This is a genomic window from Halodesulfovibrio sp. (assembly GCF_015482765.1).
In the GTDB taxonomy this organism is placed as follows: domain Bacteria; phylum Desulfobacterota; class Desulfovibrionia; order Desulfovibrionales; family Desulfovibrionaceae; genus Halodesulfovibrio.
In genome coordinates this window covers 1-25,515 of record NZ_JADMLB010000072.1, presented here as the reverse complement: position 1 = coordinate 25,515, position 25,515 = coordinate 1, and the positions used below count along the sequence as shown (strand labels likewise).

Annotated in this window: 28 protein-coding genes; 11 read left to right on the top strand and 17 right to left on the bottom strand. The window is 44.6% G+C overall.

All coding sequences use genetic code 11. From position 1 onward, the window contains the following. Nucleotides 1–2: 2 nt before the first annotated feature. Together QZY95_RS14350 and QZY95_RS14345 are read left to right on the top strand one after the other, a co-directional pair. Complete coding sequence (locus QZY95_RS14350) at nucleotides 3–809, top strand: hypothetical protein (RefSeq protein WP_290924753.1); 807 nt, start codon at nucleotides 3–5, stop codon at nucleotides 807–809. A 26-nt stretch (nucleotides 810–835) separates the two neighbouring features. Further along, nucleotides 836–1,573: an AMIN domain-containing protein gene (locus QZY95_RS14345; RefSeq protein WP_290924750.1), complete on the top strand. Its 738-nt coding sequence runs from the start codon at nucleotides 836–838 to the stop codon at nucleotides 1,571–1,573. Nucleotides 1,574–1,648: 75 nt separating this feature from the next. Here the strand turns inward: QZY95_RS14345 and QZY95_RS14340 are convergent, their stop codons facing one another. Further along, nucleotides 1,649–1,849: a cation transporter gene (locus QZY95_RS14340; RefSeq protein ID WP_290924748.1), complete on the bottom strand. Its 201-nt coding sequence runs from the start codon at nucleotides 1,847–1,849 to the stop codon at nucleotides 1,649–1,651. A gap of 156 nt (nucleotides 1,850–2,005) precedes the next feature. On the opposite strand from QZY95_RS14340, the gene QZY95_RS14335 reads away from it, so the two are divergent. Continuing rightward, nucleotides 2,006–4,549, top strand: a complete 2,544-nt coding sequence (locus QZY95_RS14335; protein WP_290924745.1) for a heavy metal translocating P-type ATPase — start codon at nucleotides 2,006–2,008, stop codon at nucleotides 4,547–4,549. Between the two features lie 65 nt (nucleotides 4,550–4,614). On the opposite strand, the gene QZY95_RS14330 is transcribed toward QZY95_RS14335, so the two are convergent. From QZY95_RS14330 to QZY95_RS14285, 10 genes are all read right to left on the bottom strand, one after another. Beyond that, complete coding sequence (locus tag QZY95_RS14330) at nucleotides 4,615–5,037, bottom strand: hypothetical protein (protein ID WP_290924742.1); 423 nt, start codon at nucleotides 5,035–5,037, stop codon at nucleotides 4,615–4,617. 119 nt (nucleotides 5,038–5,156) lie between these two features. Further along, complete coding sequence (locus QZY95_RS14325) at nucleotides 5,157–6,644, bottom strand: UTP--glucose-1-phosphate uridylyltransferase (protein ID WP_290924739.1); 1,488 nt, start codon at nucleotides 6,642–6,644, stop codon at nucleotides 5,157–5,159. Between the two features lie 186 nt (nucleotides 6,645–6,830). After that, nucleotides 6,831–8,672, bottom strand: coding sequence for a UbiD family decarboxylase (locus QZY95_RS14320; RefSeq protein ID WP_290924737.1), 1,842 nt, complete (start codon nucleotides 8,670–8,672; stop codon nucleotides 6,831–6,833). 436 nt (nucleotides 8,673–9,108) lie between these two features. Next, nucleotides 9,109–9,603: a rubrerythrin family protein gene (locus QZY95_RS14315; protein WP_290924735.1), complete on the bottom strand. Its 495-nt coding sequence runs from the start codon at nucleotides 9,601–9,603 to the stop codon at nucleotides 9,109–9,111. Between the two features lie 432 nt (nucleotides 9,604–10,035). Next, nucleotides 10,036–10,533, bottom strand: coding sequence for a rubrerythrin family protein (locus tag QZY95_RS14310; RefSeq protein WP_290924733.1), 498 nt, complete (start codon nucleotides 10,531–10,533; stop codon nucleotides 10,036–10,038). A gap of 244 nt (nucleotides 10,534–10,777) precedes the next feature. After that, nucleotides 10,778–13,147: a type IA DNA topoisomerase gene (locus QZY95_RS14305; RefSeq protein WP_290924731.1), complete on the bottom strand. Its 2,370-nt coding sequence runs from the start codon at nucleotides 13,145–13,147 to the stop codon at nucleotides 10,778–10,780. Nucleotides 13,148–13,149: 2 nt separating this feature from the next. Then, nucleotides 13,150–13,755: a hypothetical protein gene (locus QZY95_RS14300; protein ID WP_290924728.1), complete on the bottom strand. Its 606-nt coding sequence runs from the start codon at nucleotides 13,753–13,755 to the stop codon at nucleotides 13,150–13,152. A 167-nt stretch (nucleotides 13,756–13,922) separates the two neighbouring features. Then, nucleotides 13,923–15,221, bottom strand: a complete 1,299-nt coding sequence (locus QZY95_RS14295; RefSeq protein WP_290924727.1) for a 4Fe-4S dicluster domain-containing protein — start codon at nucleotides 15,219–15,221, stop codon at nucleotides 13,923–13,925. Between the two features lie 25 nt (nucleotides 15,222–15,246). Further along, entirely contained in the window at nucleotides 15,247–15,459 is a 213-nt protein-coding gene (locus QZY95_RS14290) for a hypothetical protein (protein WP_290924725.1), read from the bottom strand. A 9-nt stretch (nucleotides 15,460–15,468) separates the two neighbouring features. Then, entirely contained in the window at nucleotides 15,469–15,762 is a 294-nt protein-coding gene (locus tag QZY95_RS14285; RefSeq protein ID WP_290924723.1) for a YciI family protein, read from the bottom strand. Between the two features lie 367 nt (nucleotides 15,763–16,129). Here QZY95_RS14285 and QZY95_RS14280 point away from each other — a divergent pair, with 367 nt between their 5' ends. The 4 genes from QZY95_RS14280 (at nucleotide 16,130) to QZY95_RS14265 (ending at nucleotide 17,945) form a co-directional block, all read left to right on the top strand. Further along, nucleotides 16,130–16,519 (top strand): hypothetical protein, encoded by a 390-nt coding sequence (locus QZY95_RS14280; RefSeq protein WP_290924721.1) that lies wholly within the window; start codon nucleotides 16,130–16,132, stop codon nucleotides 16,517–16,519. 82 nt (nucleotides 16,520–16,601) lie between these two features. Then, nucleotides 16,602–16,994 (top strand): MoaF N-terminal domain-containing protein, encoded by a 393-nt coding sequence (locus tag QZY95_RS14275; protein ID WP_290924719.1) that lies wholly within the window; start codon nucleotides 16,602–16,604, stop codon nucleotides 16,992–16,994. A gap of 102 nt (nucleotides 16,995–17,096) precedes the next feature. Continuing rightward, a complete protein-coding gene (locus QZY95_RS14270) occupies nucleotides 17,097–17,507 on the top strand; it encodes a MoaF C-terminal domain-containing protein (RefSeq protein WP_290924717.1) in 411 nt (136 codons plus the stop codon). Between the two features lie 12 nt (nucleotides 17,508–17,519). After that, on the top strand, nucleotides 17,520–17,945 hold the full coding sequence (locus QZY95_RS14265; protein WP_290924715.1) for a hypothetical protein: 426 nt from the start codon (nucleotides 17,520–17,522) through the stop codon (nucleotides 17,943–17,945). Between the two features lie 69 nt (nucleotides 17,946–18,014). On the opposite strand, the gene QZY95_RS14260 is transcribed toward QZY95_RS14265, so the two are convergent. The 5 genes from QZY95_RS14260 to phnD all read right to left on the bottom strand — a co-directional run bounded on the left by QZY95_RS14260 (nucleotide 18,015) and on the right by phnD (nucleotide 22,319). Continuing rightward, complete coding sequence (locus QZY95_RS14260; protein WP_290924714.1) at nucleotides 18,015–18,809, bottom strand: HAD-IIB family hydrolase; 795 nt, start codon at nucleotides 18,807–18,809, stop codon at nucleotides 18,015–18,017. Nucleotides 18,810–18,941: 132 nt separating this feature from the next. Next, a complete protein-coding gene (phnE, locus tag QZY95_RS14255; RefSeq protein ID WP_290924712.1) occupies nucleotides 18,942–19,739 on the bottom strand; it encodes a phosphonate ABC transporter, permease protein PhnE in 798 nt (265 codons plus the stop codon). Beyond that, nucleotides 19,732–20,520, bottom strand: a complete 789-nt coding sequence (gene phnE / locus QZY95_RS14250) for a phosphonate ABC transporter, permease protein PhnE (protein WP_290924710.1) — start codon at nucleotides 20,518–20,520, stop codon at nucleotides 19,732–19,734. The genes phnE (QZY95_RS14255) and phnE (QZY95_RS14250) overlap by 8 nt, the downstream gene beginning before the upstream one ends. After that, on the bottom strand, nucleotides 20,517–21,308 hold the full coding sequence (gene phnC, locus QZY95_RS14245) for a phosphonate ABC transporter ATP-binding protein (RefSeq protein ID WP_290924709.1): 792 nt from the start codon (nucleotides 21,306–21,308) through the stop codon (nucleotides 20,517–20,519). The genes phnE (QZY95_RS14250) and phnC overlap by 4 nt, the downstream gene beginning before the upstream one ends. Nucleotides 21,309–21,317: 9 nt before the next feature. After that, on the bottom strand, nucleotides 21,318–22,319 hold the full coding sequence (phnD, locus tag QZY95_RS14240; RefSeq protein WP_290924707.1) for a phosphate/phosphite/phosphonate ABC transporter substrate-binding protein: 1,002 nt from the start codon (nucleotides 22,317–22,319) through the stop codon (nucleotides 21,318–21,320). A 166-nt stretch (nucleotides 22,320–22,485) separates the two neighbouring features. Here phnD and QZY95_RS14235 point away from each other — a divergent pair, with 166 nt between their 5' ends. The 3 genes from QZY95_RS14235 (at nucleotide 22,486) to QZY95_RS14225 (ending at nucleotide 23,981) form a co-directional block, all read left to right on the top strand. Continuing rightward, nucleotides 22,486–22,713: a hypothetical protein gene (locus tag QZY95_RS14235; protein WP_290924705.1), complete on the top strand. Its 228-nt coding sequence runs from the start codon at nucleotides 22,486–22,488 to the stop codon at nucleotides 22,711–22,713. Between the two features lie 119 nt (nucleotides 22,714–22,832). Beyond that, nucleotides 22,833–23,555, top strand: a complete 723-nt coding sequence (locus QZY95_RS14230; RefSeq protein ID WP_290924703.1) for an SIMPL domain-containing protein — start codon at nucleotides 22,833–22,835, stop codon at nucleotides 23,553–23,555. Nucleotides 23,556–23,585: 30 nt separating this feature from the next. Next, complete coding sequence (locus tag QZY95_RS14225; RefSeq protein WP_290924701.1) at nucleotides 23,586–23,981, top strand: rhodanese-like domain-containing protein; 396 nt, start codon at nucleotides 23,586–23,588, stop codon at nucleotides 23,979–23,981. 121 nt (nucleotides 23,982–24,102) lie between these two features. Here the strand turns inward: QZY95_RS14225 and QZY95_RS14220 are convergent, their stop codons facing one another. Continuing rightward, nucleotides 24,103–25,098, bottom strand: a complete 996-nt coding sequence (locus QZY95_RS14220; protein WP_290924698.1) for a bile acid:sodium symporter — start codon at nucleotides 25,096–25,098, stop codon at nucleotides 24,103–24,105. A gap of 208 nt (nucleotides 25,099–25,306) precedes the next feature. Here QZY95_RS14220 and QZY95_RS14215 point away from each other — a divergent pair. Further along, nucleotides 25,307–25,515: hypothetical protein (locus tag QZY95_RS14215; protein ID WP_290924696.1), on the top strand; the 209-nt coding region annotated here is incomplete at its 3' end.

Below are 25,515 nucleotides of genomic sequence, written 5' to 3'. Positions count from 1 at the left end.
TTGTGTTGCATTTAGAATATAAAGGTGTGTACTCCACTCTTGAATCTGAACAAGATTTTGAGAAATCGGAAGATCAGGAAAAGCGTTACTGGCTTGTATGGTTTACTGATAACGATACTGTCATGATTCAGGCATTATCTTCGCAGCGCACCATTTCGGGCAAGCAATATCGTCTGAGAGTAGAAGATTTTGTTCATCGTTTTATAAAAGAACCGGACTATCTACTTCAGCCGCAAGTTCTTGCACATGCTCATCTTGTTGAGCATGAAGCCCGTTCTTTACCAGACGAGCCGTATGTTTTTATTTTGAAAGATAAGCATGGGGCTGATGTTACTCCTGAACTTATTTCTTCAACTGAAGCGCTCGATATTGCCCGTGAAGAAGCTGAAGCCTTTGCCAGAGAGCAGAAAACTCCTGAGAATGTAGCAAAGAATTTGAAGGCCAGCTTTGAAGAGGCTCTTGTTGCTTTAGAAAATGGTGACAGACGTAATGCCTTAAAAGTGTTAACAAAGCTTGCGGATGCTAAAGAGGGTGTAATACCGGAACATAAGCATGTATTTGCTGAGTTTGGCTCTGATTTGCGTAAACAGAAGCTTCCTGCGGCGGCTCTGCAGCATCAGTTGCGTGTAGTGGAGTTGAGCCCTGAAGATGACCATGCGCTGTTTAATGTCGCTCGGGTCTATTATGATATGGGTGACTATGGTAATACGATCAGATACTTAAATCGTGCTATAGCATTGAATGAAAATTTGAAACCTGCGCAGCGTTTTCTGGAATATGTGCGTAGTGAGGGACGGGCTCAAAAGTAGGTTGGTAATTGCTGAGAGGAGGATACATGAACCGCAATATTTCTGTGTTGATTCTGTTGGCTCTTGTGGTTGGGGCAGTTCTTATTGGCTATAATAAATGGATAATGCGGGATACCTATTCGCTTTCTCAGAATATGTCTTCACAGGCGTCAGGAAGCGGAAGTTCTCTGGAGTCAGAGGCGTTGCAAAAAGTTGTTATGGAACAGCCTGTGTCAGAGGTAAAATCTGACAACACAGGGGTTTCATTGTCAGCGCGTTCTGTTGAAAACAGAACGAAGCCGAATGATCCTGCTCAAGGGCAGTCTGTTCAATCGGCAGCTGAAAGTAATCTCGTTTTAGTCAAAAAAACAGTTACGGTTGCAGAAGTTGCGAAAAAAAATCCTGCTCAACCTGTTTCAATAAAAAAAGAACCAAGCCAGCCCAAAAGTGTTGTTTCTTCCAAGCAGCAATTGAAGAAAAAAACTGAACTTTTCCCTCTCACATCAGTATCGTATGAGAAAAAAGAGCTTACGGTACGTGCAAAGAATGCCTTCACGTATAAAATTTTTGGATTGAAAGAGCCTGATCGATTTGTTGTAGATATTGTGGGGCGTTTCAGTGAGGAATTACCGAAGCCTCAGGTGACCCAAGATGCCGTTGTTAAGGCTGTTCGTCTTGGACATCATGACGATCGAGTGCGCATTGTACTTGATTTGAAGGGAAAGTTACCCGCAAATTGGTCTGCTAATCAAAAAAAAGAAACACTTTCTGTTGTGCTAGATTAGGCAACAGTGTTGATCAGAGGTTGTATACGATAAAAAAGAGCCGGAAGCTTCCGGCTCTTTTTTTGTTATGATAGGCTACTTTTTAACTTCGAAGCCAATAGATGTGATGGCATTTTCAATTGTTTCTGATGCAACTGGTGCAGCTTCCTTCCATTCTACTTTGCCTGAAGACAGGTCTATGGTGACATCGGAAATACCGTTAATAGCTTCGAGAGCTTTGGTGACCGCACCTACGCAGTGCTGGCAAGACATTCCGGTAACAGTAATTGCTGGCATACTAGAATCCTTATACAACTGTTTAAAAAGAATTGTATTAACTCGGTCTCAGGCGTAGCATACCGAAACATTCTGCAGGGCTCAACTTTTCTCATGGAGAAAGTGCTGCGCAGAATTCATATGTCATTATGTCTGAGTGAAACAATGAGGTTTGTTATGACTGATAACCATATCGAGTCGATTGATCCAAAAATTCTCCGCAAGGTCACCATGCCTGTAAAGGGTATGACATGTGCTTCGTGTGCTGCGCGTGTTGAAAAAGGTGTTTCGGAAGTGGAAGGGGTAACAGCCGCTGCTGTAAACTTGGCGACTGATTCTATGCAAGTTGAATTTGATTCTTCTGTAGGGTCGCTGGATGCTATTGTAAAAAAAGTGTCTGGCCTCGGGTATGAAGCTGTGCCTCCTGAAGATCATGCAGATGATGAAATGCTGCGTTTTGCCATTACAGGTATGCATTGTGCTGCTTGTTCTGCACGAATCGAAAAAGTTGCTTCGCAGATGCCGGAGTTTGCTTCTGTTGAGGTTAACCTTGCAACGGAGTCCGCTCGAGTTGCTCCTGCTGAAGGCGTTGATAAAGAGTCTGCGGTTGCTGCATTTACAGAAAAGGTTGCGATGCTCGGGTTCGGTGCAGTCCTCAAAGAGGCTGATGACGGAGGGGCACAGGATGTAACAGCAATGTGGGAAGAGCAGCAGGCTTCTATGCGTGATCGTCTTGCAGAGATGAAAGCCAAGCTTATTCCGGAAATCGTATTTGCTGCGTTGTTACTGATTATTGCTATGACTGATATGACGGGTCTTAGTTTGCCTGAGTGGTTAGCTCCTCACTCTTCACCAAGAACTTTTTCTCTGGTCCAATTGATTTTGGTTATCCCTATCATGTGGTCAGGGCGTGATTTTTACATTCACGGATTTAAAAATTTGTTCAGAGGCGCTCCGAATATGGACTCGCTCATTGCAGTGGGAACCGGTGCCGCTTTTGTTTACAGCTTGTGGGGTACTGCCGAAATTTACCTCGGTATAGATGTCATGACCCGTGTTATGGATTTGTACTTTGAAGCAGCAGGTGTACTTATTGCCCTTGTTTCTTTAGGTAAATATCTGGAAACGCGCTCCCGCTCGCATACCTCTGATGCTATTAAGGGGTTGATGGATTTAACACCGGATACCGCAATACGTATTGTTGACGGTGAACAGCAGGTTGTGCCTGCTACCGATGTTGCCGCAGGAGATATTCTTCTTATCCGTCCAGGGGAACGTATTCCGGTTGACGGAAGTATTGTTGAAGGCTCTTCAAGCGTGGATGAATCTATGCTTACTGGTGAGTCATTACCTGTATCAAAAACAGTTGGTGACTCTCTTGCCGGTGGTACTGTGAATACACACAGTGCGTTAACTATGAAGGCCGAGCATGTCGGGGCGGACACCGTGCTTTCCCGTATTATCAGAGTCGTTCAGGATGCACAGGGCTCCAAAGCTCCGATTGCTTCTATGGCTGATACAGTCAGTTTGTATTTTGTGCCGATAGTTATGTGCATTGCTCTGGTTTCCGGCTTCGCATGGTTTCTTGCCGGTGCTTCGTTTCCATTTGCGTTACGCATTTTTGTTGCGGTGATGGTTATTGCCTGCCCTTGTGCAATGGGCTTGGCAACACCGACATCAATTATGGTTGCAACAGGACGAGGAGCACAGCTTGGTGTGCTGTTTAAAAACGGAACAGCACTTGAGCAAACTGGTAGAATTCAGACCATTGTTTTTGATAAAACCGGAACAATTACCCATGGTAAGCCGGAGCTTGTTCATGTGGAGTCGCTGAATGGTTTGGATGAAGAAAAGGCGCTGGCATATGCTGCATCGCTGGAAAGTTTATCTGAACATCCTTTGGCAACAGCGATTGTTAAGGGAGCAAAAGAGCGGGGCATTGCTCTGCTTACTACTCAGGATGTAACAGCTGAATCCGGTAAAGGGATTTACGGCACTGTGGAAGGTCGGAGAATACGTATCGGTAATGCGGCTTACGCGGGTGTTGATACAAATGAAGATGTTCTTTCGCGTATGAATGCACAGGCTCAGCAAGGACGAACAGCTCTTGTAATGTCTGTAGATGATGAGCCAACGTTACTGGTGGCTGTTGCTGATACAATTAAGCCGGAAGCTGCGGTTGTTGTAGAACGCTTGAAGAAACGCGGAGTCTCCGTTGTTATGCTGACGGGTGATAACAGCGTGACTGCAAGCGCTATGGCGAAGCAGGCGGGTATTGATACTGTTATTTCTGAAGTCCATCCCGAAGATAAAAGCGACACCATTGTCAGCCTTCAGAAACAGGGGCAACTGGTTGCTATGGTAGGTGACGGTATTAACGATGCCCCTGCGCTCGCAACGGCTGATGTAGGTATCGCCATGGGAACTGGTATTGACGTTGCTGTTGAAGCCGGTGACGTCGTGCTAATGTCCGGAGAATTGACAGGTGTGCTCACAGCGGTTGAATTGAGCAGAGCTGCTGTAAAGAATATTAAGCAGAACCTTGCGTGGGCATTCGGATACAATACGTTGGGTATTCCTGTTGCAATGGGATTACTGTATGCGTTGTTTAACGGTCCGACCTTGTCGCCTATGATTGCCGGTGGTGCGATGGCGTTAAGCTCTGTGTCAGTTGTTTCCAACGCGTTACGGCTGCGGTGGTTTACTCCTACAGAGGATTAATCTTGTAGCAAACTATACAAAAATAAAAAGGGTGACGTGGTACCACGTCACCCTTTTTTATGTACTTAGTACTGGGTAATGTATTCTGAAATATTGTCGGCAGAGCAGTTTTTGCTCACCCAGAAGGCGGCAGCCCAGACCATAAGTGCTGTGGCATCTGTGTTGTTGAGCCTGCATATTTTTGCCAGCAGGGTTTCTCTGCTTATACCATAAACGTTGTGCAGTTGGTTGGTATTGCAGGCCTCTTGAACACGCAAGTAGAGGTAGTCTTTACTGGAGTTGTCTGGCTGGATACGAAGGTTTTTATGCGCAGCAATAATAAGGGCAAGTTCGCTATCTGAAAAACTCTGTTTTATTGATGTAATCGCCCGAAAAAAGGTGTCCACAACCCAAGGCAGGATAAATTCTGCTCCTGCACTTTTGGTGCGGAAGTAGTCCTTTAACCATTTTTCTTGTTCATTTGTGATTCGAGCGGCAACTTGCGGCATACAGAAAACCCTCCAATGTGCCTCGGGGGTCTGGCTTCGGAGTGTACCGATTCCGAAAAAAATATCACTATATAAATAAGATAGACCTCTCGGTATTGCAATTATGTATCGAGTTTTGGCTATTTGATATCGACAATTCCTTTGAGCGTAATATCCTCTGGAAGCAAAAGGACGTTACCTGTCTGGTTATCGATAGTAACATCACCTTCAAGACAGACGGATGGATTGAAAATGATGTCGCCGGATATGCCGAGCTTAGTACATGAGCATAATGACGGTACGCCGTCTTTGAATTTTTCATAAATATTATCGAACTTGCTGTAGTAGCGAGGGTCAAGGTCAACTTGCAGGTTCTTTGTAATGTTTGCTTCGTTCAGTTGGAGTGTGCCTGTAGGGTCTAGCAGGTAGTAGTCTGACATGACTTTAAGGAGATCATCAGTACGTTTGACAGGGATAAATCGATCTCGAGTAGTTACGACAGCTTGAGCATTTGAGAAATGGGAGATTGCGGAACCCATTGCGCTCTCTATTTGGTAAACAGGTGTAGAGTTCGAATCGTGAGGATTTACAGTCTTAGGATTTACAATCAATGGAAGTTTAGGAAGTCCGTTTTCCTGTAAAGTATCCTTCAGGGCAGCAAGATCAATCCAAATATTGTTTGTATTAAAGAGGCGGTGGCGTGAAATATTTTGGAATTGCTCGAGATCACACTCAGGGCATTGGCTGACTTCGCGTAAAATCAATCGACCATCTTCATGCTGAGCCAGATGACCGCCCTTTTTATCATTTTCTGTACGTTCAGTTGCTTCCATCAGGAACGGGATATTTTCTTCGGCCATATAGCCGAGCATTCGCATGTCCAGTGTTGCACCGAGGTTGTCGATATTTGATACCAGTGCGTACTGTCTTCCCTGACGAAGAAGAGTATCCAGTACTCCGGAGAGGTAAAGAGAGGCGTATAAATCGCCATGTCCGGGAGGGTTCCATTCGTGTTCAGGGTTTTCCGGATATTCAACAGGTTCAAGTGTATCTTGTCGAATTTTTGGAAATTTATGCTGAACAAAGCACAGCGGTAATTGCGAGAGTCCGGTCATAGAGCGGAGTTCGTTCAAGGTATCGGTGTGTGTGTTGTAGCTGTTCATCAATACAAGTGGAAGAGAGCCGCCATATTCTTCTTGCCATGCGATCGCCTGCTTTACTGTGATGTCAAGAAAAGACATTTGATCTTTTACGGGAAGTAGAGATTTAGCAAACTGCATTCCCATACTTGTACCAAGACCGCCATTCAATTTTATGGCAACAGCTTTGCTCGCTAATCGTTTTCCAGCCTCTTTATATTTATTCAGTTCATCAATGTGCTTAAGGCTGGAAATTGTTACAGGCGCAATAGTGCGTTCTGGGATATGCCCTGTCGCGAGTTCTGAAACATCGGAAAGGTAACTGGAGAACAGGTCAATAACGCGAGCAGGTATTCCTTCGCGGCGCATTTTTTGTGCATATGCCGTAGGGGAAGACTCAGAATTGTATTCCTGTTCCGGTGTGTTGGAAAATGTTGAACGACGGATAGAGTTTTCTGAATGGGTATTGCGAGAACCGGATGTAGGCATAAAGACTCCCTTTTCACAGTACTAGTTATATCTCGTTAGATACAATGACATGAAATTACGGATGAATTTACCCACTACCACACTCAGAAGAAGCTGGAAGTATAATTTTTGCGGAAGCAGAGAACTTAGAGAGGGGAGAATCGAAAAAAAAGCCCGCGGTTGACAGGAACACCGCGGGCTTTTTCGTTAAATGATATTATGCAGGCAGCCGCCTTTGGCAGCCATTTTGTCCACTGATTTTGTGACATCAGGATCTTCTTCCAACGCAGGAGCATGGAAAGACTTGAGTCGGGCGTCGATGATAACCGGCCCTGTGCAGCCCCAATGTTTGCAATGGGTAAATGCACCTGCACCGTACATATCGGTTGCAGGGTCAGAACGGGTAAAGGTGACCCATAGGAAATTATCCCAGTTGGCAGCGGTAAAATCTGCGTCATCAGCAACAACAACAAGCGGGAGTGCATCAAGGTTGCCAACGTTCTTAAGGTGCTCTGCGAGGCGGAACATAGCTTCGTCGTGCTCGTCTCGCGCTGCAGTATGTTTTGGGCCTTTAACTACAACTACGCCTGACATAAAGAGCTGAGCGTTGCTGAATCCTTCGGGCAGGGTAAAGTGCGATGGAATGCTGGTGCCCAGTGTGCGTTTGACAGGGCCGCAGGCTGTCCAGATGAGTTTTGATCCCTGATTCAGACTGATCCCTGTGTAGTCAAGAGTATCAATGGTTGTGCGTGTAATAAAATGGAAGTCGCGTGAGAAATCTGAACGTTCGAGCATGTGCGTAAAGAAGTCTTTGTAATTATGGGTGGTAAGCCCCTGATTATCTTCTTTTGCTGCAAGAATGACGTACTTTGAAAGTGAGGTTTGTGTGTTTCCTAACAGTGACATTCCGCATGTAATGAGTTCTTGCGGCTGTCGTTCTTCTGCGTACGGAACATAACGTTCGCTGCCGATAGCAAGGAGCAGTGGATGAACGCCAGCCGGATCTACAGCATGCACTTCATGCACGCCATTAAAGACTGTAGGTACTAAGTCTGCGGTGAGGTCATGAATGAATTCACCAAAGACGGTATCTTCCTGAGGAGGGCGTCCAACAGTGGTGAACGGCCAGACAGCATCATTGCGATGGTACACATTGTCTACACGCATGAGCGGGAAGTCATGGGCTAAGCTGTAATATCCGAGATGATCACCGAAAGGACCTTCCGGTTTCTGTTCGTTAGGGTACACTGTACCGCTAATGCAGAAGTCTGCTTCTGCTAATATAGGCAGTTGGCCGTCACGGGTAATCATCGGCATACGGAAGCCGCCAAGAGCGCCGGCAAAAATGAGTTCAGCAATTCCTTCAGGAAGCGGCATGATTGCAGCCATTGTCATTGCCGGTGGGCCACCGACAAAAATATTAACTTTTAACGGCTCGTTGCGGCGGAGTGCTTCTGCATGATGGTAACCGATGCCGCGGTGAATTTGGTAGTGCAGGCCGATTTCTTTATCTTTTTCAAATGGAGCACCGGTAAGTTGTACACGGTACATTCCTATATTTGAGTTCATAAAGCCGGGCTTATCCGGACTTTCTGTGTAAACCTGCGGAAGAGTTACATAGCCGCCGCCATCCATTGGCCATGAATGCAGCTGCGGGAGTTTGCTGACTGTTGTGGTATTTTCCAGAACAGGACCGGTTTTTACCTTTTTGGGCATGGTTGAATAACCTGCTCGAGGTACTCCTGCATAGCGCCAAGGGCGTTTGAAGAAGTCAAATGGATCAACCTTCAGCTTAAAAATGCCTTCGAGAGCACGTAAGGTGTCACGGAAAATCCAACGTGTACGCTCCATTGTACCGAAGATATTACATACCATCGGGAACTGGGTGCCTTTTACGTTTGTGAACAGAATGGCAGGTGCTTTTGCACGGAATGCACGGCGCTGAATTTCAGCTACTTGCAGGTGCGGGTCTACCTCTTCATGCACGCGGATAAGTTGCCCGCTTTGTTCCAGATCAGAAACGAGTTGTTGTGTATTTCTGTATCGCAAGAGAACTTCCTTTACTATCAAGCTGGGTTGAAAAAAAGCTATGCCTATGTTGTGCCGCAGCAGCAAGCCCTGATGCTGCAAAGTTCGGCGCTGCATGCGTACGGTATCCATATACTGTAGCTGCAACTGGCGCTTAAAAAGACACATCTGTAACAGGATACGAGGTAGATACCTGATACCTGATTACCGTGATGTGCGTGTCCGGCATACGCTGAGTGTACTATGAGTAGAGATTTTGCGGAATAATAGAGTAAAGAATGCCTGCCCGCAAGACGCTTGCAGGCAGTTCTGCGGAATTATGGCGTTTGCTGTTTTCCATAGAGTAAAGCCCCTCTTTATCCCGATGATAAATAGGGGCTCGCGCTCAGTTCAGTCAGAATCACCTATGACTGTGACTCTTCTACTGGTGACCGGAAACAATTCTGGTCAAATATGGCTAGTCAACTTTGTGGTACGCGGATGGTGCTGCACCACAGATTGGACATTTTTCGCTGGTTGGACCTTCGTGGGTGTGACCACAAACGGAACAGTTGTAGTAATCTACGTCTACAGGGTTCTCAATGTTTTCGAGAGCTTTAGTGTAGAGTTCTGCATGGATAGCTTCTGCTTTGTTAGCAAAACCGAAGTAACGTGCTGCTACTTTTTCGCCTTCTGCTTCAGCATCTTTGATCATTGCAGGGTACATGCTTTCAAATTCATGAGTTTCGCCGGCGATTGCGTCTTTAAGGTTGGCAACGGTGTCACCAATTTTACCTGCGTTGCGGAGGTGTGCATGTGCATGGATTGTTTCTGCATCTGCAGCTGCGCGGAAAAGTTTTGCAACCTGTGTGTGACCTTCTTTTTCAGCTTTAGCAGCGTAAGCAAGGTATTTACGGTTAGCCTGAGATTCGCCAGCAAAAGCAGCCATGAGATTTTCAAGAGTCTTGGACATTATTCACTCCACAAGTGTGTTTATTTGTTGTTTTCAATTTCCTTAACAGGAATGATTACTATTTATAGTTTCGGGTCGTGTTTGTAAAGTAAAAAAATAACTTTTTATCTAGTTTTATTTTTTTACAAAAAATTCTATACCTACTGAGCATCTCAGAGCATTCAGCGTAGTATGCTTTGTATATGTGTAGGGAAAGTTGTTTGCTGGAAAACCGCATGTAGCCGTAGGACAGAGGTTATCCTAAGGGCGTCTGGCATGTGAGGTTTCCCAGCAAACAGATAGCACCGGCATACTGTTGTTCTGTGAAGGTTGTTTCCGCAGCAATGTATGTGCGATGTTTACGAATGAGCAGGAACCTGAATACAAGTGGAGTTGTACAGGTTCCTGCTTTATTTCATTATCAGCACATACTGTTACAGGCAGCGTTAAGAGCTAGTCTACCTTGTAGAACGCTGAAGGGGAGGCGTTGCAGATAGGGCACTTATCACCTTCAAACGGCCCTTCGTGTGTGTAGCCGCAAACAGAACAGTTGTAGTAGTCGGTGGCTACCGGATTATCGATGGTATCCAGCATTTTTTGATACAAGGTTGCGTGCACTTCCTCTGCTTTGTTCGCATAAGTAAAGAAGCGGTGTGCAGCTTTTTCGCCCTCAGCTTCCGCATCCTTGATCATTTGTGGATACATATCTTTAAATTCATGAGTTTCACCTGCGATGGCATCCTTGAGGTTTTCAAGGGTGGTGCTAATTTTGCCTGCATTGCGAAGGTGGGCGTGAGCGTGGATTGTTTCTGCATCCGCAGCTGCACGGAAAAGTTTTGCAACCTGTGTGTGACCTTCCTTTTCAGCCTTGGCAGCGTAGGCAAGGTATTTACGGTTGGCTTGTGATTCACCGGCAAATGCAGCCATCAAATTATCAGCAGTTTTACTCATGGGTTACTCCGTCAGATTTGTTGTTTGACAAATTGTTAATAGGAATGATTACTGTTTATAGAAAGCCAGAGGACTTGTAAAGAGGAAAAGTAACTTTTTCTAACTTTCTTCAACTGTTGAACGTCAAACAGAGACGCTCTTACGCTGTTAACCTATCTTTGTATGAGCTTATTGCCAGTATTTATTGATTTTTTATGTTGAACATAAGAAAACCTCCCGCATGTCTGCAGGAGGTTTTGTTTTTTTATTCTTTTTCGAAAGAAGATGAGGAAGGAATGTCCATCGGAGTTTCGGATGTTACGCGTTGATCTTGCTGGACGTCCGGAGGAGCTTGATTATAGTATGCTTCTTTGGGAAGAGGCGCAGGAGGCGGCATGTCTTCAGGGGCAATACCATCGTAAGATACTGGTTGCTGTGCCTGATATGTTGGGCGGGGAGTATTAGCGAATTCCAGTTTCACCTGTCCCATGTCAATTTTTAAAAAGGCAGAGTATTCCTTGCCTGCTTTAGATACAAGCTCCAATGGCTCCGCTGTGCGTCCTTTAGTAAGCAATTCATCAACGATAGTCTTATCCATTGTTCTTCCGAACATTGTTTTCCAGATGACAAACAGACAGCCGCCGTCGTCACGCTTCCAATTGGAACATGCGTATCGCTTTTCTAAGTCGAGTATTTCCCCGCCGCAAAGGGGGCATTTTCCGTCCGGCTCTCTTTCGCCAACTTCTTTTGCTTTCATTGCAAGCAGGATTGGAGCAATACTCCTATCCTTAATATGATGGATGCTTCCGGCAACAAGATGACGAATGGAGTGCATAAACTCAGGATAGGTTGTGTCTCCACTTTCAATATCTTTAAGTTTTTTCTCCCATTGTCCGGTCATTTCCGGTGAGACAATATCCGGCAGCATAGCGGAGATCACTTCAACTATTTCCTGTCCTGAATTTGTTGCCTGGAGTTTTTTACCCTTACGTTCAATATATTTTCGGGAAAGAAGGGTTTCAATAATCTGTGCACGTGTCGCAGGAGTTCCAAGTCCACGTTCCTTCATGGCGAGGCGCAGCTCTTCATCTTCCACGAATTTACCGGCAGTTTCCATGGCGCTCAGGAGTGATGCATCCGTAAAATGCGCAGGGGCTTTGGTCTGGCGTTTTACGGTATCAACAGCGTCTGTAGTGACTGTTGTCCCTTTTCTGAGAGACGGCAGGGGGTTATCCTGTGCCGTTCTCCATGGTTCCACAACCAGCCAGCCTTTATCTTTGAATACCTTGCCCTTGGCTATGAACAAGTGTTCGCCAACAAGAACTCGGACTGTCGAGGACTGGTAAACAGCTTCCTGACTGAACGCAGCAATAAAGCGGCGGCAGACCATTTCGTAAATTTTCTGCTCATCACCTGAGAGTTGCAATATGTTTGCTTTGCGCGTTGTGGGAATAATTGCGTGGTGATCAGTAACTTTTTTGTCGTTTACGCACGGAAATTTTTTACCATCTTTAATTCTGTTCACCGCCGGAACGGTTTCTTCCTTATAAAGAGGGTAGATTGCACGAAAATAGGTAAGGATTTCTCCAAAAAGTTCTTTTGTGAGGTGACGTGAATCAGTACGAGGGTATGTAATGAGCTTTTTTTGTTCATACAGTGCCTGTGCAATGGCAAGTGTATCTTTTGCTGAAAGCCCGAAGCGTGTGTTCGCCTCACGTTGAAGAGTTGTCAGGTCAAAAGGAAGCGGAGGCTTTGTAGTGCCCTTGCGGCTTGTTACTCCGTCTACTTTTCCCTCCTTTTCTGCGCAGTCTGATACAACCTGTTTTGCTCTGGACTCAAAATCGATACGCGTTTCTTTTTCGTCTTCAGGCAAGTGGTATGTTGCTGCGAAGCAGTCTGAAGGAGCATCCTGTGTTTGAGCGTCACTGTTTTCCGCTTCAGACGTGGATGCATTTTTTTTCGGTCGGCAGAAGGTTGCTTCAACAGTCCAGTAATCTTTGGGTTTGAAGTCTTCAATTTCATTGCGACGGTCGGCAAGGAGTTTGAGTACAGGGGTTTGCACTCGACCTACAGAGATAAGACGGTTTGCTTTGATGGTAAATATTCTGGAAAAGTTCATACCGATAAGCCAATCGGCTTCGGATCTGGCAAAGGCGGCAAGACCGAGATTGCGCTTCTTAGCGTCAGGAATGAGCTTACTCAAACTTTTTTTGAGTCCCTCTTCCGTCATGTCGTTTGCCCACAGACGTTTTACCGGCTTGTCACATCCTGCCATAAGATAGATGCGGCGAAAGATGAGCTCGCCTTCGCGACCAGCATCTGTTGCGTTAATAATGTCTGAGACATTTTGATCGTTGAGAAGTTTATTAAGAACAGCATACTGCCGTTGTCCTTCTTTAAGGACGGCAAGCTTGAATTTAGGCGGGATAATAGGCAGTTGTTCTATGGTCCATCGACCCTGCCATGCTTCGTGCTGTTCTTCCGGTTCAGCAATACCGACGAGGTGACCCACAGCCCAGCTGACAATGTGGGTTGCACCTTCCAAATATCCGTCCTTGCGGTTGGTGGCGTTTACATGCGGGGCAATTTCGCGTGCAACCGAAGGTTTTTCTGCAATAATTAGTGTCTTTGGCATTATCAGCCACAGGTAGGACGAACTGAGCCTTCCGTCAATGAGCTATTTTTGCCTCGTAGTTTTTGATACAGATCGGAAAGTTGCTGACGACGTGTTCGTTTTACCCAAAGCTCTTCAACTTCTTCTCTGAAGCGGGTACCAAGATGCTTTTCTATGCGGTATAAAACGCCCTCTCTACCACGGGAAACAAATATTGAGTCGCTGTATCCTTCCAGATCCAGCACATAAATTTCTCCGTCTTTATAAAGAAAGTTTCCGTAATGAAAATCGAAAAACACAATTCCTGCGTTAAGGATTTTGGCGATCAACTCAACCAGACGAGGTTGAATAGTAGGATCATCATGGTGCTGGAGATATTCTTCAAGTGTAGGAGCTTCAACATCCTGTGTTACAACAGAATATTTACTGGCGGCTAGAACATCAGGGGTTTTTAATCCCAGTAAATGTAATCGATTTGCAATGTAGGCAAAGTTTAACCCCGGGTAGTTTCGCAGACCGAACCAGTATTTTAATTTTAACTCCAATTTTGGAGTAAAAAATTTGGTGAACTGTTTGGAGTCGTTGTCGTAAAACAGAGAGCGTTTATTATTTTTTCGTAAGCACGTCATAGTAAGTCCTTCTTATTCCACGGACAGTGGCACAAGAAGGTGCGCGCACGCCCGCATCTCAAAGGTTCTAATGCCGTTGAGATAGACGTGTTTAATATTTTAAACCTGTTAGCGCAATAGGAAAAACTGTCTAGTATAGACGATGTAAGGTTACTTGAACGTTACTTTTACATTACACTTCTGTAATTTTTCAAAGTTTGTAGAAAACGCGACCGTAGTTTTTCGCTCATAAGGCTTTTTTTGACAGCCGGAAGTTTCAAGAAACCACCTAAGATAGAGCGCATAAAGTTCTCTGCCTTACTATTGGGATTGTCGAAAATAAGGTTCTGTAATGTATCACGTTCAAGCGACTGTAAGAGTGCTCTTTCGAAGGTGTCCTCAGGATGAATGATGCGTTTAGGCGATTTTACGAGAACCAATGCTTTAGGTTTACACTGCAGAACACAGACTCCACATCCAAGACATTTGTCCTTGTCAATAACTGCAAGTTTTTTTGGGCGTTTACCGTCAATTATAGCGCCGTAGCGTTCTTGCATTGTAATGGCATCTACCGGACATGCTTTTACGCACACACCGCAACCAATACATTCCTCTGAGGCACATGTGGCAATAAATGATGATGATACTAAAATGTTTGTGTAGCCGGTTTTTTTGATGCCATTCATCAAGTTGCAGCAGCAGCCGCAGCAATGACAGATAAATCCCACATCATTTTTTACATTGTCAGCTGTTAGGGTGAATCCCATATCTTTTGAACGGGCAAGGATGTCCCGCATTTCTTCTTTACTTGATCTCCTGGCAAGGTTGTTTCTGATAAGAAACTCTGCTCCGTCGCCGATAGTTGTGCAGGTGTCGAGAGGGACGTTACATTGCTGTTCGCCAAGGTGATGTTTTTCATGCCTGCATGAGCATAGCCCAACTGCAAAAGAAGATTGATTGTCAATTAGGGCTTCGGCACGTTCGTAATCAAGTACTTCAACGTGCGGATCGGAGATTACAGCATCTTCGTAGGGGAGGGTGCGCATGATGGAAATTTCTTGTCCGTCAGAAAAGTTTGCATCAAAGAAATCTTGTCTGCCAAACATGTATTGCTGGAAAAGCTCCGCCCATTTTTTTTGAGGAAGGTCTTTTCCGGTGCGCATCATTGTGAATTCAAAAAAGCCCACAACAAAAGGGCTGACCATGTATTCGTATTCATTACCGTTCCAGATATCGCAGATCAGACCTTTTTTACATAACCCATCCAGAGAAAGGCGCAGTTTGTTTTTTTCAAGATGTGTAATGCGTGCAATGCGTTCGAGTGTTGCAGGGCGATACGGCATGGACACAATCAATTCTGCCTCTGCAGGAGTGTAGAGGTAGGTCACCATTTCCTTCATGGCATCGTTCCAAGGCATGCGTACCAGAGATCCATCAAGTTTTTCTCCGAGTTCTTTGTAGATGTCTTTGGCAATGATGTGTCCCATGATGATGTCCTTTTTGACGTGGCAGTTACGTGTTGTCTGTGAAGCCGGTGAGTTTACGCAGGCAATGTCCTGAGTTGATGACAATGGAAAACAGGGGCGGGGTGCTCTTCTTGTCTTTTTGAATAGCGTATTGCCCCGGTAAGGGCTCTGATCCTTCCGGGGCTTTAGTGAACCCTCTTGATTGCAGGAACGTTTCTTGTTCCTGAAGAGCTTTTTTTTCTGAAAATGAGTTGTTCATTCACTATGACTACGCGTCTTCGCGAAGTGCCTCAAGTCCCTCTCCGACCATTGTAGGAATAAATTCCTGAACATCATAGTCTGCAATGTCATTTTTATGAAATGGATCTTGTTCAAGAATGGTATTGAGTTCTGACTTGGAATTCGCGCGAGCAAGGATTACGCCGCCGTTACGGGGAACCTTTCTACCGGAAGCAATAAAATTACCGAGGGAATATTGTTTTTTTAAGTATTCAATATGAGCTGGCAGGTGAGTTTCTACTTGGTCTAATTCGCATTTGTAAGTGAGGGAAACAATAAACATGGATACTTCCTTTATGTTTTTCTCTAAGTGTCTGCTTATTCAATAAAAAGCGAAAGCATTGTATGGCGTTATGAAGTGAAGTCAAGAGTCTGTTTTAAGAAAGACTTAAATTATGACATGTTATGTATTTGAAGAGATATTGTTGTAATGTTTTTAGGGGCTTTTAATTCTATTGTTGTATTCTTCTAAGTAAATTGCATTCTTATTAATGCAGAAAAAACATGCAATATTACAGTGAAGTAGTCTTTTCTTTAGTATTATATGCTGAAATCTAAATTATTTTTCTATGCATATACTTCCTAGTACAATCTTTTTTGTGTCACTTTAAGATAATTAAAAAAGATCGTACCTACATGGGGGAATCAGTATGTTTAAAAAATATGGCATCTTATTAGCTATTTGTGCAGCGTTGTTATTAGTGGGTTGCGGTAACGATGGCCCTACATCAGAGCCGAAAGCTCCTGAAATGAAAAAAGAAATGCCAAAAGAGGCAGCTCCTGACACCACAACACAGGAATCTATGGATGATAAGGGTGCTGGTGTTGAAGAAGCAATGCCTGAAGAAAATGTTGAAAAAGGAATGCCTCAGGAAGAAATGAAGCAGGACGAAACAGATAAAAAAGATACTGACATGAAAACTGAAGATCAGGATTCCATGAAAAAAGACATGGATAAGACAATGCCTGAGAAGAATAGCACAGAAGGGCAGAAGACTTCCGGTCAACATCTCCCTGTTTCTGATGTTTTGAACACATAGGTTGTAATGGAACAGGAAGCCGCCTGTGCTTCCTGTTCTTTCATGGTTAGCAGCCCTCAGGGTATAAATGTGAGGTGTGTCCATGAAACATCGGGTGTTAGGGAGCCTGTTACTAATGGTTCTGTTATCAGGGTGCCATCTGTTTGATTCTGATATTGCACCGAACGAACTGATAGGACAGACCGTTATAGTGACGCTGGAGTCGGGGGCTTTTCCTGATTCTACTATTACGATGCAGTTTATTTCTTCCAAAGATATTGTATGGAGAACTACTGGAAATCTGGGACGGTCATCTGGGTCGGCAGACTATCTGATTTCCAGAGTTAATCCTCAAACCTTGTTGGTTACATGGCGAAGTGAGCGGGCTCACGTTAGTTATGTGATCACAATGGATTTTGATTCAGAGCGATGTTTTTTGGTGCGGGTTGATAAAGGACAAAATTTATTATCCGAGGGTGTAGTTGCATTCGAGTAGTTCAGGGTTAGTAATGGATAAGTACATATGGCGGGTGTAGTTATGCGTAAAATTCCCATTCTACTGTTTTTTGTTTTCTTTGTGCAAATTACCGCATGCGGTATGGCGCAACAGGTGGATATCCAACCAGAGGATCTGGTTGGAAAAACGTTAAAAGAAACGTGGCGCAGAGGCAGTTTTGTAGGGGCTTCTTATAAAACATGCATTCTTTCTCCTACAACTATGCGCTGGTATGCTTTGACCGGAAATTTAAAAGGAAAGAGCGAGGAAGTGAAATATGCCTGTACCAAGGTCGGGCGTGAAATTCTTCAAGTCTCTTGGCGTGAAAAAACTACGGGCTCTCAAGCTGTCGTTACCTATAATTTTAAGACAATGACTATGTTTGGAGTTATTGTCGAGAAGGAGCGCGACTTTTTGTTGCAGGGCACGTTTACGATAGAAAAATCAAAAGATATGTCTGATGATGGAAAAGAGTTGCCGGAGCTGTTTAAAAAAGAAGCGACAACTGAATAGGCGGGGTGGGCTATGAAAAGGCTGTTTGCAGCGATACTCTTGATGATGATGGTAGTATCAGTCAGTTATGCTGAGGAAGAAGAGGTTCCAACAGCAGAACAGAAGACTACGGTTACAACAGAGGATTTAGTCGGAAGAACTATCGCCTATACATGGCAGAGCGGTCCTTTTAAGGGTGCTTCTCATCTCTTGCTTGTTGTAGACCCTAATACAATGCAGCTTTCTGTTGAGTCCGGAACAGAGATGGCCAGTCCGAGCACTATCAAGTTTGATGTTGTTCAGGTTTCAGACAAAGTGTTTTATCTCACATGGCGAAGTGAGGAATATGCTCAGACGCTAGTGATGACCTTTAATTTTTCTACAAACATGATTTATGAAGTAGTTGTTTCTGAAAAGACAAACTATTTATCAAGAGGTCCGTTTGTGTTGAAAAATTAATTGAAGGACAAGCAAAAAAGCCCTCGCAAGAGGGCTTTTTTTTATGAGAAAAGTTGATGCAACTTGCTGTTACTTATTGGTAAGCAAGCCTTCAGCGATTTGTGCGAAGCCGCCTCCACCGCGTTTTTCAGTAATCCAGGAAGGCTTGTGCTCAATGGTATCTAAAAATTCCAGAACATTTGCGACACCTACTGAATGCGGGAAGTATCCGAACATCGGAGCATCATTAGGGGAATCACCAGCGTATACTACCTGTTCACGTACTGATTCAAGTTCAACACCGAACTCTTCAAGTAAAATACGTGCAGACATTGCGAGTTTGTCATACTGACCGAACCACGCATTTACATGAATAGAACTGATTTTAGCGGTTGTACCGGCAGTTGTGCAGATCTCTTTGATTTTTTGAACAGCTTCAGTTGGCAGTGCTGGAACATCTTCACAGAAATCGATAGCGATATCTGTTTCACGGTATGGTTGGTCTGCTGAGATAGCACAGCCCGGAACTTCTTTTACGACTAGTTCACCAAGTTCAGCGAGTTTGATTTTATGCTGGCTGCGTAATTCGTCTTCAGTAGCATAACGGCGGATCATTTTTTTTGTATCTTCATCATAGCGGAAGTAAAATGCGCCGTTTTCTCCCACAACACCGTCAACTGGCCACATGCGGGCTATTTGGTCGCACCAGCCGGCAGGGCGGCCAGTAATAGGAATAACAATAAAACCGTTTTCCCGTAGCAGTTCAAGTGCAGTGTAGGCTTCTGCACGGAGGCGTCCCTCGTCTGTGAGAGTGTCATCAATATCTGTTAAAATGTAGCGGATGTTTTTTTTAACATCTGCCGGCATAGTAGAAAAAGGCTTCATGAAAAATATCTTCTCCGGAGCTTGGTTTCGTATTCTGAATCAAGCTCTTAAAAAAAGAGGGCAAAATATTTTGCCCTCTTTTTGTTAGTTCTTTGTAAGCAGGTGTAGTGCCTACTATGCAGTGTTGATGTCCTAGATGATATTCTGACGAATTTTAGTAACAGCAACTTCTGCAATAATAACGATAGTGAAGATGCACAGCAAAATGAGTGCAACCTGCTGCCAGCGGAAGAGGTTAAGCGCTGTATCAAGTGCAACACCGATACCGCCTGCACCTACCAGACCGATAACAGAGGATTCACGTACGTTGATGTCCCAACGGAAGAGTGCAAGACCCCAAAATGCAGGGGCAACCTGTGGCCAGTATCCTTTCAAAAGGATGCTGACGGTAGGAGCACCGGCAGCACGGAGTGCCTCAATAGGACCGTGATCTACTTCTTCCAGTGCCTCTGCCAGCAACTTGCCACAGAAACCGATGGAACGGAAGCCAATGGCGAAGGTGCCTGCCAGAGCGCCCGGGCCGAAGATTGCTACAAACAAAATAGCCCAGACAAGGGAGTTAACTGTACGGGAAGATACAAGAATGAACTTGCCGAACCAGTTAAGAATCGGAGATCTGGTGATGTTGTTTGCAGAAAGCAGAGCAACAGGAACTGCTAAAAACAGAGCCAGAATAGTGCCGAGCGATGCAATATTCAGTGTTTCAATAAGTGCTTCGTGAATATTTTCCTGAGTGTATGACGCAAAGTCAATTGGCCACATGCGGGTAAAAAGATCCTGCAACTGGTATGGCGCGTCGTAGAGGAATTCTGGAATAATTTCTACGGTGCTCAGAGAAAATACAAACAGGGAAACTGCACCAAGATACACCGCAAAACGGGCAAGGCGCTGCCCGGGTGTGAATCGTTCCCATGTCATTGTATTAGTCATTGAAAATCGCCTTTATCTTAACGGAAAGAAGTTCGCTCAGCATGATCAGTGCTACGATGGAAATAAGGATCGCAGCAAGGAAGTCATAATCAAAGCGCTGGAAAGCAGCAAACAGGGTACCACCAATACCACCTGCACCAACAATACCTACCATTGTAGAGTTACGCAGGTTTGCGTCGAACTGGTAAGTAGCAAAGCCGATGAAGCGGTTGAATACTTGTGGGAGTACTGCAAAAATAAGTACACTCATAAACGGTGCACCAGCTGCTTTCATTGCTTCTACTGGCTTTAATGAAATTTCTTCAATAGCTTCAGCAAAAAGTTTGCCGATGAAGCCGATTGAAAGGAAGATCAATGTCAGGATACCTGCAAGAGGTCCGAAACCTACAGCTTTTACGAAAAGGATCGCAAAGATAACCGGGTGGAAAGAGCGGCATACAGCAATAACAGTACGAGCTGGCCACGTTACCCAGTCTGGCATGAGGTTTCGTGCAGCACACATGCCGATAGGCAAAGAAAGACCAATGCCGAATGCGGATGCAATAACTGCAATCTCAATGGTTTCGATGAGGTTCTCAACAAGCAGTTTCCAACGCTCAAAGTTCGGCGGAATCATTTCACTAAGGAACTGAGCGCCGTTACCGAGACCGTTGATGAAACGTTCCCACGTAAAATCAAGAGCATTCAAAGCATAAAAAACGTAGCAGGCAAGAATGAGCCAGCCGAGTCGCACTAATGGCTTTGTTTTGAATGGTGACTTTTGTTGTGCTTCCGTGGTCATGAGAGCCAGTCCTCACCGCCGTAAATTTCAGATAAGTGGCTGTCTTTAAGATCGGACGGATTACCATCAAAAATGATTTTACCCTTGCTCATACCGATGATTCGGTCGCAGAAGCGTTTAGCAAGGTTAACATCGTGAATGTTGATAAGAACAGGGATGTGCTCAGTAGAAGAAACCTTTTTGAGCAGTTCCATGATTTCAACAGATGTTTTCGGGTCAAGAGAACTTGTAGGTTCGTCAGCCATGATTACGTCAGGGCTTTGCATCATTGCACGGGCAATACCCACGCGCTGGCGCTGACCGCCGGAAAGGCTGTCTGCACGCTGGGTTGCAAACTCACCAAGACCTACATGGTCGATGAGTTTAAATGCACGGTTGATGTCTGCCTGATCAAATTTGCGTAACCATGCACGCCATACAGGGGTGTAGCCCAGACGACCGCAGAGTACGTTTTCGATAACAGTCAGGCGTTCAACAAGGTTGTATTCCTGAAAAACCATGCCGATGCGACGGCGTGCAAGACGCAGATCCTTACCGGAGCAAGAGGTAATTTCCTGACCTGCTACAGTGATGCTGCCTTTGCTTGGTTCAATCAGACGGTTGATACAACGCAAAAGAGTGGATTTACCGGTACCGGAAGGACCGATGATACCAACAGTTTCTTCGCCAGAAACTTCAAAAGAAAGACCTTTAAGAACAGGTTTTCCTTTTACATATTCCTTTTCCAAATTCTCGATCAAAAGGGAACGGGTTTCCCCGTTCCCTTTAAAGGTATTTTCAACAGACACGTAAGACTCTTATTTCTTTTTAGCTTTTTTAGCAGCTTCTTTAGCAGCCATTTTCTTCAGACCGTCAGCGTTGTAGCTGGTGCCGGTAGCATCAGCGATATCGCGAATAACTTTCCAGTCTGCTTTGTATGTTACTGGGTAGAAGCGATCAGCGCCGTGGAAGGATTTCTGCATGGACTCAGGGAAACGGTAAGTGCTGAATGCACCGATAATTTTCTGAGCAAGCGGTGCACAAAGCTGGCTGGAGTAACCGAAGGAAGATGTAGGGAATTTAGGGCTGCGGTAAACAATGCGGAGTGCATCTGCTTTAACGCGGCCAGCGGCTACCATGCGGTCGTATACGTCGGAAGCAACAGGAGCTGCATCGTAGTCACCATGTACTACGCCGAGGATAGACTGGTCATGTTTACCGGAGTACACAACAGTGTAATCTTTATCCGGAGTGAGACCTTCTTTAGGGAAGAGAGCACGTGGAGCAAGGTTACCGGAGTTAGAAGAAGCAGAAGTGTGTGCTACTTTTTTGCCTTTGAGGTCAGCCAAAGATTTAATTGGGCTGTCCTGTGGTACAACTACGATAAGGTTGTAACCCTGGAAGCCTTCCGGGTAGCCTTTAACAGCCATTGGTACGTAACCTGCGAGGTTAACAGCAAAACCGGTAGGGCCTGTTGAGAAGCCTGCAATGTGCAGTTTACCGGAACGCATTGCTTCAACTTCAGCAGCGTTAGATTGTACGGTGTAGTAAATTACACGCTTGCCGGTAGCTTCTTCGAGGTATTCCTGAAAATCAGCAAAAGCATCACGGTATACAGCTGGGTCTTCTACAGGAGTGTAGGTAAACACCAGTGTGCTAGGATCTTTACACTCGCCGGCAGGTGCGAGGTCTGCAACAAGGTCATTATCCTCATCACAGTAGTTTGTATCCAGACCACCTCGGTTAGAGCAATCTGCAGCAAAAGCAGGAACAGACGCTAACAGAAAAGCCATGGCAACAAGCAACATAATTTTTTTCATGTGGTTCTCCAGCATAAAGCTAAGCAATTAACACATCCGGACAAGCGGTGTGCATCCATCGTTAAACGAAAAAAACTCGAACGACCTATTCTTCGGCTCTCATAGAGTATGTAACCGGTTAAGACAATAGGAAGGCGGTAAAATTTTCGCGTTTGCGGGATGAAATATGTCAAAAATATGTCAAAAAAACAATAAAAAGGTTATTTATTGTGAGATGTTAAGTTTCACTGTTGGAATGACATTACAATATGATAAAAAATGTAAAAAGCATGCTTTTGAACAGCGTTTAGAACGCCTTGAAATTGAAACAGTTTTCATCGCTGATATCTGGATATTTAATTTGTTAGAATATCATGTGGTTGGAGAGCGTGTTATGAAAGAGTCTGCTAACTAGTCCTTTTTATGTAGGCAAAAAACACATTGATAAAAGATGAAGAGTTGAGAACAATGCATAGTTACGTACCGCACGTTTCGTATAATGTGTGCGGAAAAATAGAAAATTAGGAGAATAGTATGCGATATATGACTGCTTTTATTGTTATTGCCCTGTTGATGGTTCCAACCTTTGCGTTGAGTGCACAGGAAGTTCCGCGTCAGATTGTACTGAATGAGACTGGAAAGTCTAAAGTAATGCCTACGTCGGGTACTCTTTCTTTTTCACAGGTGAACTATGTATTGTTAAAGCAGAATGGTAAAACCGTAACTGCTCAAGATGCTAAAAACAAATTGGCTTCGATGACCAAAGAGTTGACTGCAAAGTTGAAAAAGAATTTAGCGTTTGCAAAAGGATTTACCAAAGATTTTGATGCGAATGTGTCGTTTTCTCCGCGTTACAAGAGAATTGACTCTAATAATGTCATTGAAGGGTATCAGGCGCGTGCGAGCTACTCCATCACAGTGCTTGATCTTGCCAAGGCACAGGATGTGACACAGGCTGTTTTGAACAGCGGTGTTGAAGAGGTTTCTCAGCTTTACACACAGATTGATGAAGCATCACGTCGTTCTTGCGAGAAGGAAGCTTTAAAACAAGCGGTTGAGCGCGGTAAAGATCGTGCTGCAACAATGGCAATGCTTATGGACAGCGAGCTTGGAAAGATCAGCACAGCTGTGATTAACTCTGACGGTGCACCACGTATGTACATGGCAAAATCTGCAATGGCAGACGAAGCAAACATGTATGAGCCTCAGGCCTCCACTTGTTCTGTGCGTGTTGAACTTGTGTTCTCTGTTAAGTAGCTCACTATAATCTAAGTAGACACACAGCTTATGAAAAAACTTCAGCTTGTTTTATTGGCGGGACTGTTACTGGTTGGAATGTTCGTTCAGCCAGTTTCAGCACAGCGTTTAGAAGATGCGACTCCTGCACAGGTCTATGAGTTTATGCAGAAGAATACCGGAAAGTATCTTGTGCTTGATGTACGAAGTCTTCAGGAATTCTCTGAAGGCCATATTGAGGGTGCAGAGTTTTTTCCTGTTTCCGCATCCGGTTTTACAACGGCTGTGCAGCGCCTGCCGAAAAACATCACATACATTGTCTATTGTCGTTCTGGAAACAGGAGTCAGACTGCCAAGCAGGTAATGCAGGAAGCAGGACTTTCTCTTCTTCATCTCGATGGTGGGATCAGAGCATGGAAACAGGCTGGATACCCGGTTAAAAAGTAAGACGGCGTTCGTATTTTATATAAGAGCTATCGTTTTTGTGTCCTAAAGGTAGCAAGAGCGGTGGAATGAACAATGCGTTATTTTTGTGACAAATAAATACGTTGTTTTTGGCGCGGTCTTTTTAGGCCGCGCTTTTTTCGTTATTGAGACAGTCCTGAAGTTTTAGGCGTGAAATAATGAAGCTGTCGATAATCATCTGACCAATATAAAAAACGAGAATGGGGAAAATTGAGGTCGGGTGGGATGATGCATAGGTTACGCTCCAGAGTGCGACGGAAAGTGACATTGGCTTTTCTGAAGTGATGAAAATAAACGAGCGGTTATCTTTTCTGTTAAGCTTCAGAAGAAATTTTCCTGTGAACAGGGCGAGTATGAGCATGACTATGTGCAGTGTTGCGCTTGGAAAGAACGTATGAACAATATCTCCAAGCTGTAATTGGTGGAAGAGGTCTGCTTCTCGTGAGCAGGATATATAGACCAATACTGTCAGGCAAAGTATTGGAACATAATGCGACAGCTCTTTGGTTTTGTCTGGGAGGGTCGGGAATGTTCGACGCAGGATTTGTCCTACAAAAATAGGAAGAAATACATACCCGAAAATTTTAGCAAGAATCATCGTCGCGCTTACCCCCTGTGCACCGCCAATCCAAATAAAAATGTTTAGCGGGATACTGACGATGCCGACAAGGCTGAGGCCAATTAATAAGACAACCGCTGTAATGCGATCTCCATCGGCACTCATGGTCATTGCCATTGCTGCTTCAAGGGAGTTTGGAAAGCAGCATATTAAAATGAAGCCAAGGGCGAAGTCGTCAGTCAGGGCAAAGAGTTTGGTGAAACCGGAAGCCATAGCCGGGTATGCAATAACCGCAATGACGGTTCCCGCCAGAATTATTTTTAGGTACTTTCTGAGCTGTCCGGCTTGGCCGAAGTTCATATTAAGCCCTTGGGCAATGAAAATTAGAGCAACAAGCGGCGTTGTTAATGGGTAAGATGTGAGCATCTCCTGAGAAAGAGGCAGACGGACTCCAAATGCTATTGCTATGAATACTCCGAAGAGGAGTAAGTTTCTGTTTCCCAGTTGAAGGATTCGCTGAAATTCTGTTGGTATACCCATATAACTTCTCCAGCACCTAGCAGCGCGAACGTATTACTCTGATTATGAAAAAATGATTATGATAGTAGAGATAGTCCTAAATACGTTGTGCGTCGAGAAAATGATAGAGTTTGAGCTGTATGATTATCAGAGAGATTCATATTGAGTGTGGCTGTGTATGCGATGAGTGTATGGTATGATTTTGGGTAAAAAGAGAAGGGAGTGGTCTATGCTCGATAACTATACACGGATTAAAGGAATTGAATATAACGCATTGCAGGCAGATGCTCATGATTTCACCACAAAAGATCGTGAAAGATTTTGTAAGGTGGTTCGAACTGCTCTTGAAGAAGTTTTTACCGATGCGGATGTTTTGGTAACATGCACACAGGCACCAGAACGTATCCACTTTATTACTGATGGAACAGAAACTGCTGA

Coding starts and splice junctions, on each gene's coding strand:
- QZY95_RS14335 (WP_290924745.1), top strand. CDS start 2,006: ATGACTGATAACCATATCGAGTCGATTGATCCAAAAATTCTCCGCAAG.
- QZY95_RS14260 (WP_290924714.1), bottom strand. CDS start 18,809: ATGAAGCCTTTTTCTACTATGCCGGCAGATGTTAAAAAAAACATCCGC.
- QZY95_RS14330 (WP_290924742.1), bottom strand. CDS start 5,037: ATGCCGCAAGTTGCCGCTCGAATCACAAATGAACAAGAAAAATGGTTA.
- QZY95_RS14225 (WP_290924701.1), top strand. CDS start 23,586: ATGAAAAAACTTCAGCTTGTTTTATTGGCGGGACTGTTACTGGTTGGA.
- QZY95_RS14310 (WP_290924733.1), bottom strand. CDS start 10,533: ATGAGTAAAACTGCTGATAATTTGATGGCTGCATTTGCCGGTGAATCA.
- QZY95_RS14230 (WP_290924703.1), top strand. CDS start 22,833: ATGCGATATATGACTGCTTTTATTGTTATTGCCCTGTTGATGGTTCCA.
- phnE (WP_290924712.1), bottom strand. CDS start 19,739: ATGACTAATACAATGACATGGGAACGATTCACACCCGGGCAGCGCCTT.
- QZY95_RS14265 (WP_290924715.1), top strand. CDS start 17,520: ATGAAAAGGCTGTTTGCAGCGATACTCTTGATGATGATGGTAGTATCA.
- QZY95_RS14345 (WP_290924750.1), top strand. CDS start 836: ATGAACCGCAATATTTCTGTGTTGATTCTGTTGGCTCTTGTGGTTGGG.
- QZY95_RS14325 (WP_290924739.1), bottom strand. CDS start 6,644: ATGCCTACATCCGGTTCTCGCAATACCCATTCAGAAAACTCTATCCGT.
- QZY95_RS14315 (WP_290924735.1), bottom strand. CDS start 9,603: ATGTCCAAGACTCTTGAAAATCTCATGGCTGCTTTTGCTGGCGAATCT.
- QZY95_RS14235 (WP_290924705.1), top strand. CDS start 22,486: ATGTCAAAAATATGTCAAAAAAACAATAAAAAGGTTATTTATTGTGAG.
- QZY95_RS14220 (WP_290924698.1), bottom strand. CDS start 25,098: ATGGGTATACCAACAGAATTTCAGCGAATCCTTCAACTGGGAAACAGA.
- phnD (WP_290924707.1), bottom strand. CDS start 22,319: ATGAAAAAAATTATGTTGCTTGTTGCCATGGCTTTTCTGTTAGCGTCT.
- QZY95_RS14340 (WP_290924748.1), bottom strand. CDS start 1,849: ATGCCAGCAATTACTGTTACCGGAATGTCTTGCCAGCACTGCGTAGGT.
- QZY95_RS14295 (WP_290924727.1), bottom strand. CDS start 15,221: ATGGGACACATCATTGCCAAAGACATCTACAAAGAACTCGGAGAAAAA.
- QZY95_RS14270 (WP_290924717.1), top strand. CDS start 17,097: ATGGCGCAACAGGTGGATATCCAACCAGAGGATCTGGTTGGAAAAACG.
- QZY95_RS14280 (WP_290924721.1), top strand. CDS start 16,130: ATGTTTAAAAAATATGGCATCTTATTAGCTATTTGTGCAGCGTTGTTA.
- QZY95_RS14300 (WP_290924728.1), bottom strand. CDS start 13,755: ATGACGTGCTTACGAAAAAATAATAAACGCTCTCTGTTTTACGACAAC.
- QZY95_RS14305 (WP_290924731.1), bottom strand. CDS start 13,147: ATGCCAAAGACACTAATTATTGCAGAAAAACCTTCGGTTGCACGCGAA.
- QZY95_RS14290 (WP_290924725.1), bottom strand. CDS start 15,459: ATGAACAACTCATTTTCAGAAAAAAAAGCTCTTCAGGAACAAGAAACG.
- QZY95_RS14285 (WP_290924723.1), bottom strand. CDS start 15,762: ATGTTTATTGTTTCCCTCACTTACAAATGCGAATTAGACCAAGTAGAA.
- QZY95_RS14275 (WP_290924719.1), top strand. CDS start 16,602: ATGAAACATCGGGTGTTAGGGAGCCTGTTACTAATGGTTCTGTTATCA.
- phnE (WP_290924710.1), bottom strand. CDS start 20,520: ATGACCACGGAAGCACAACAAAAGTCACCATTCAAAACAAAGCCATTA.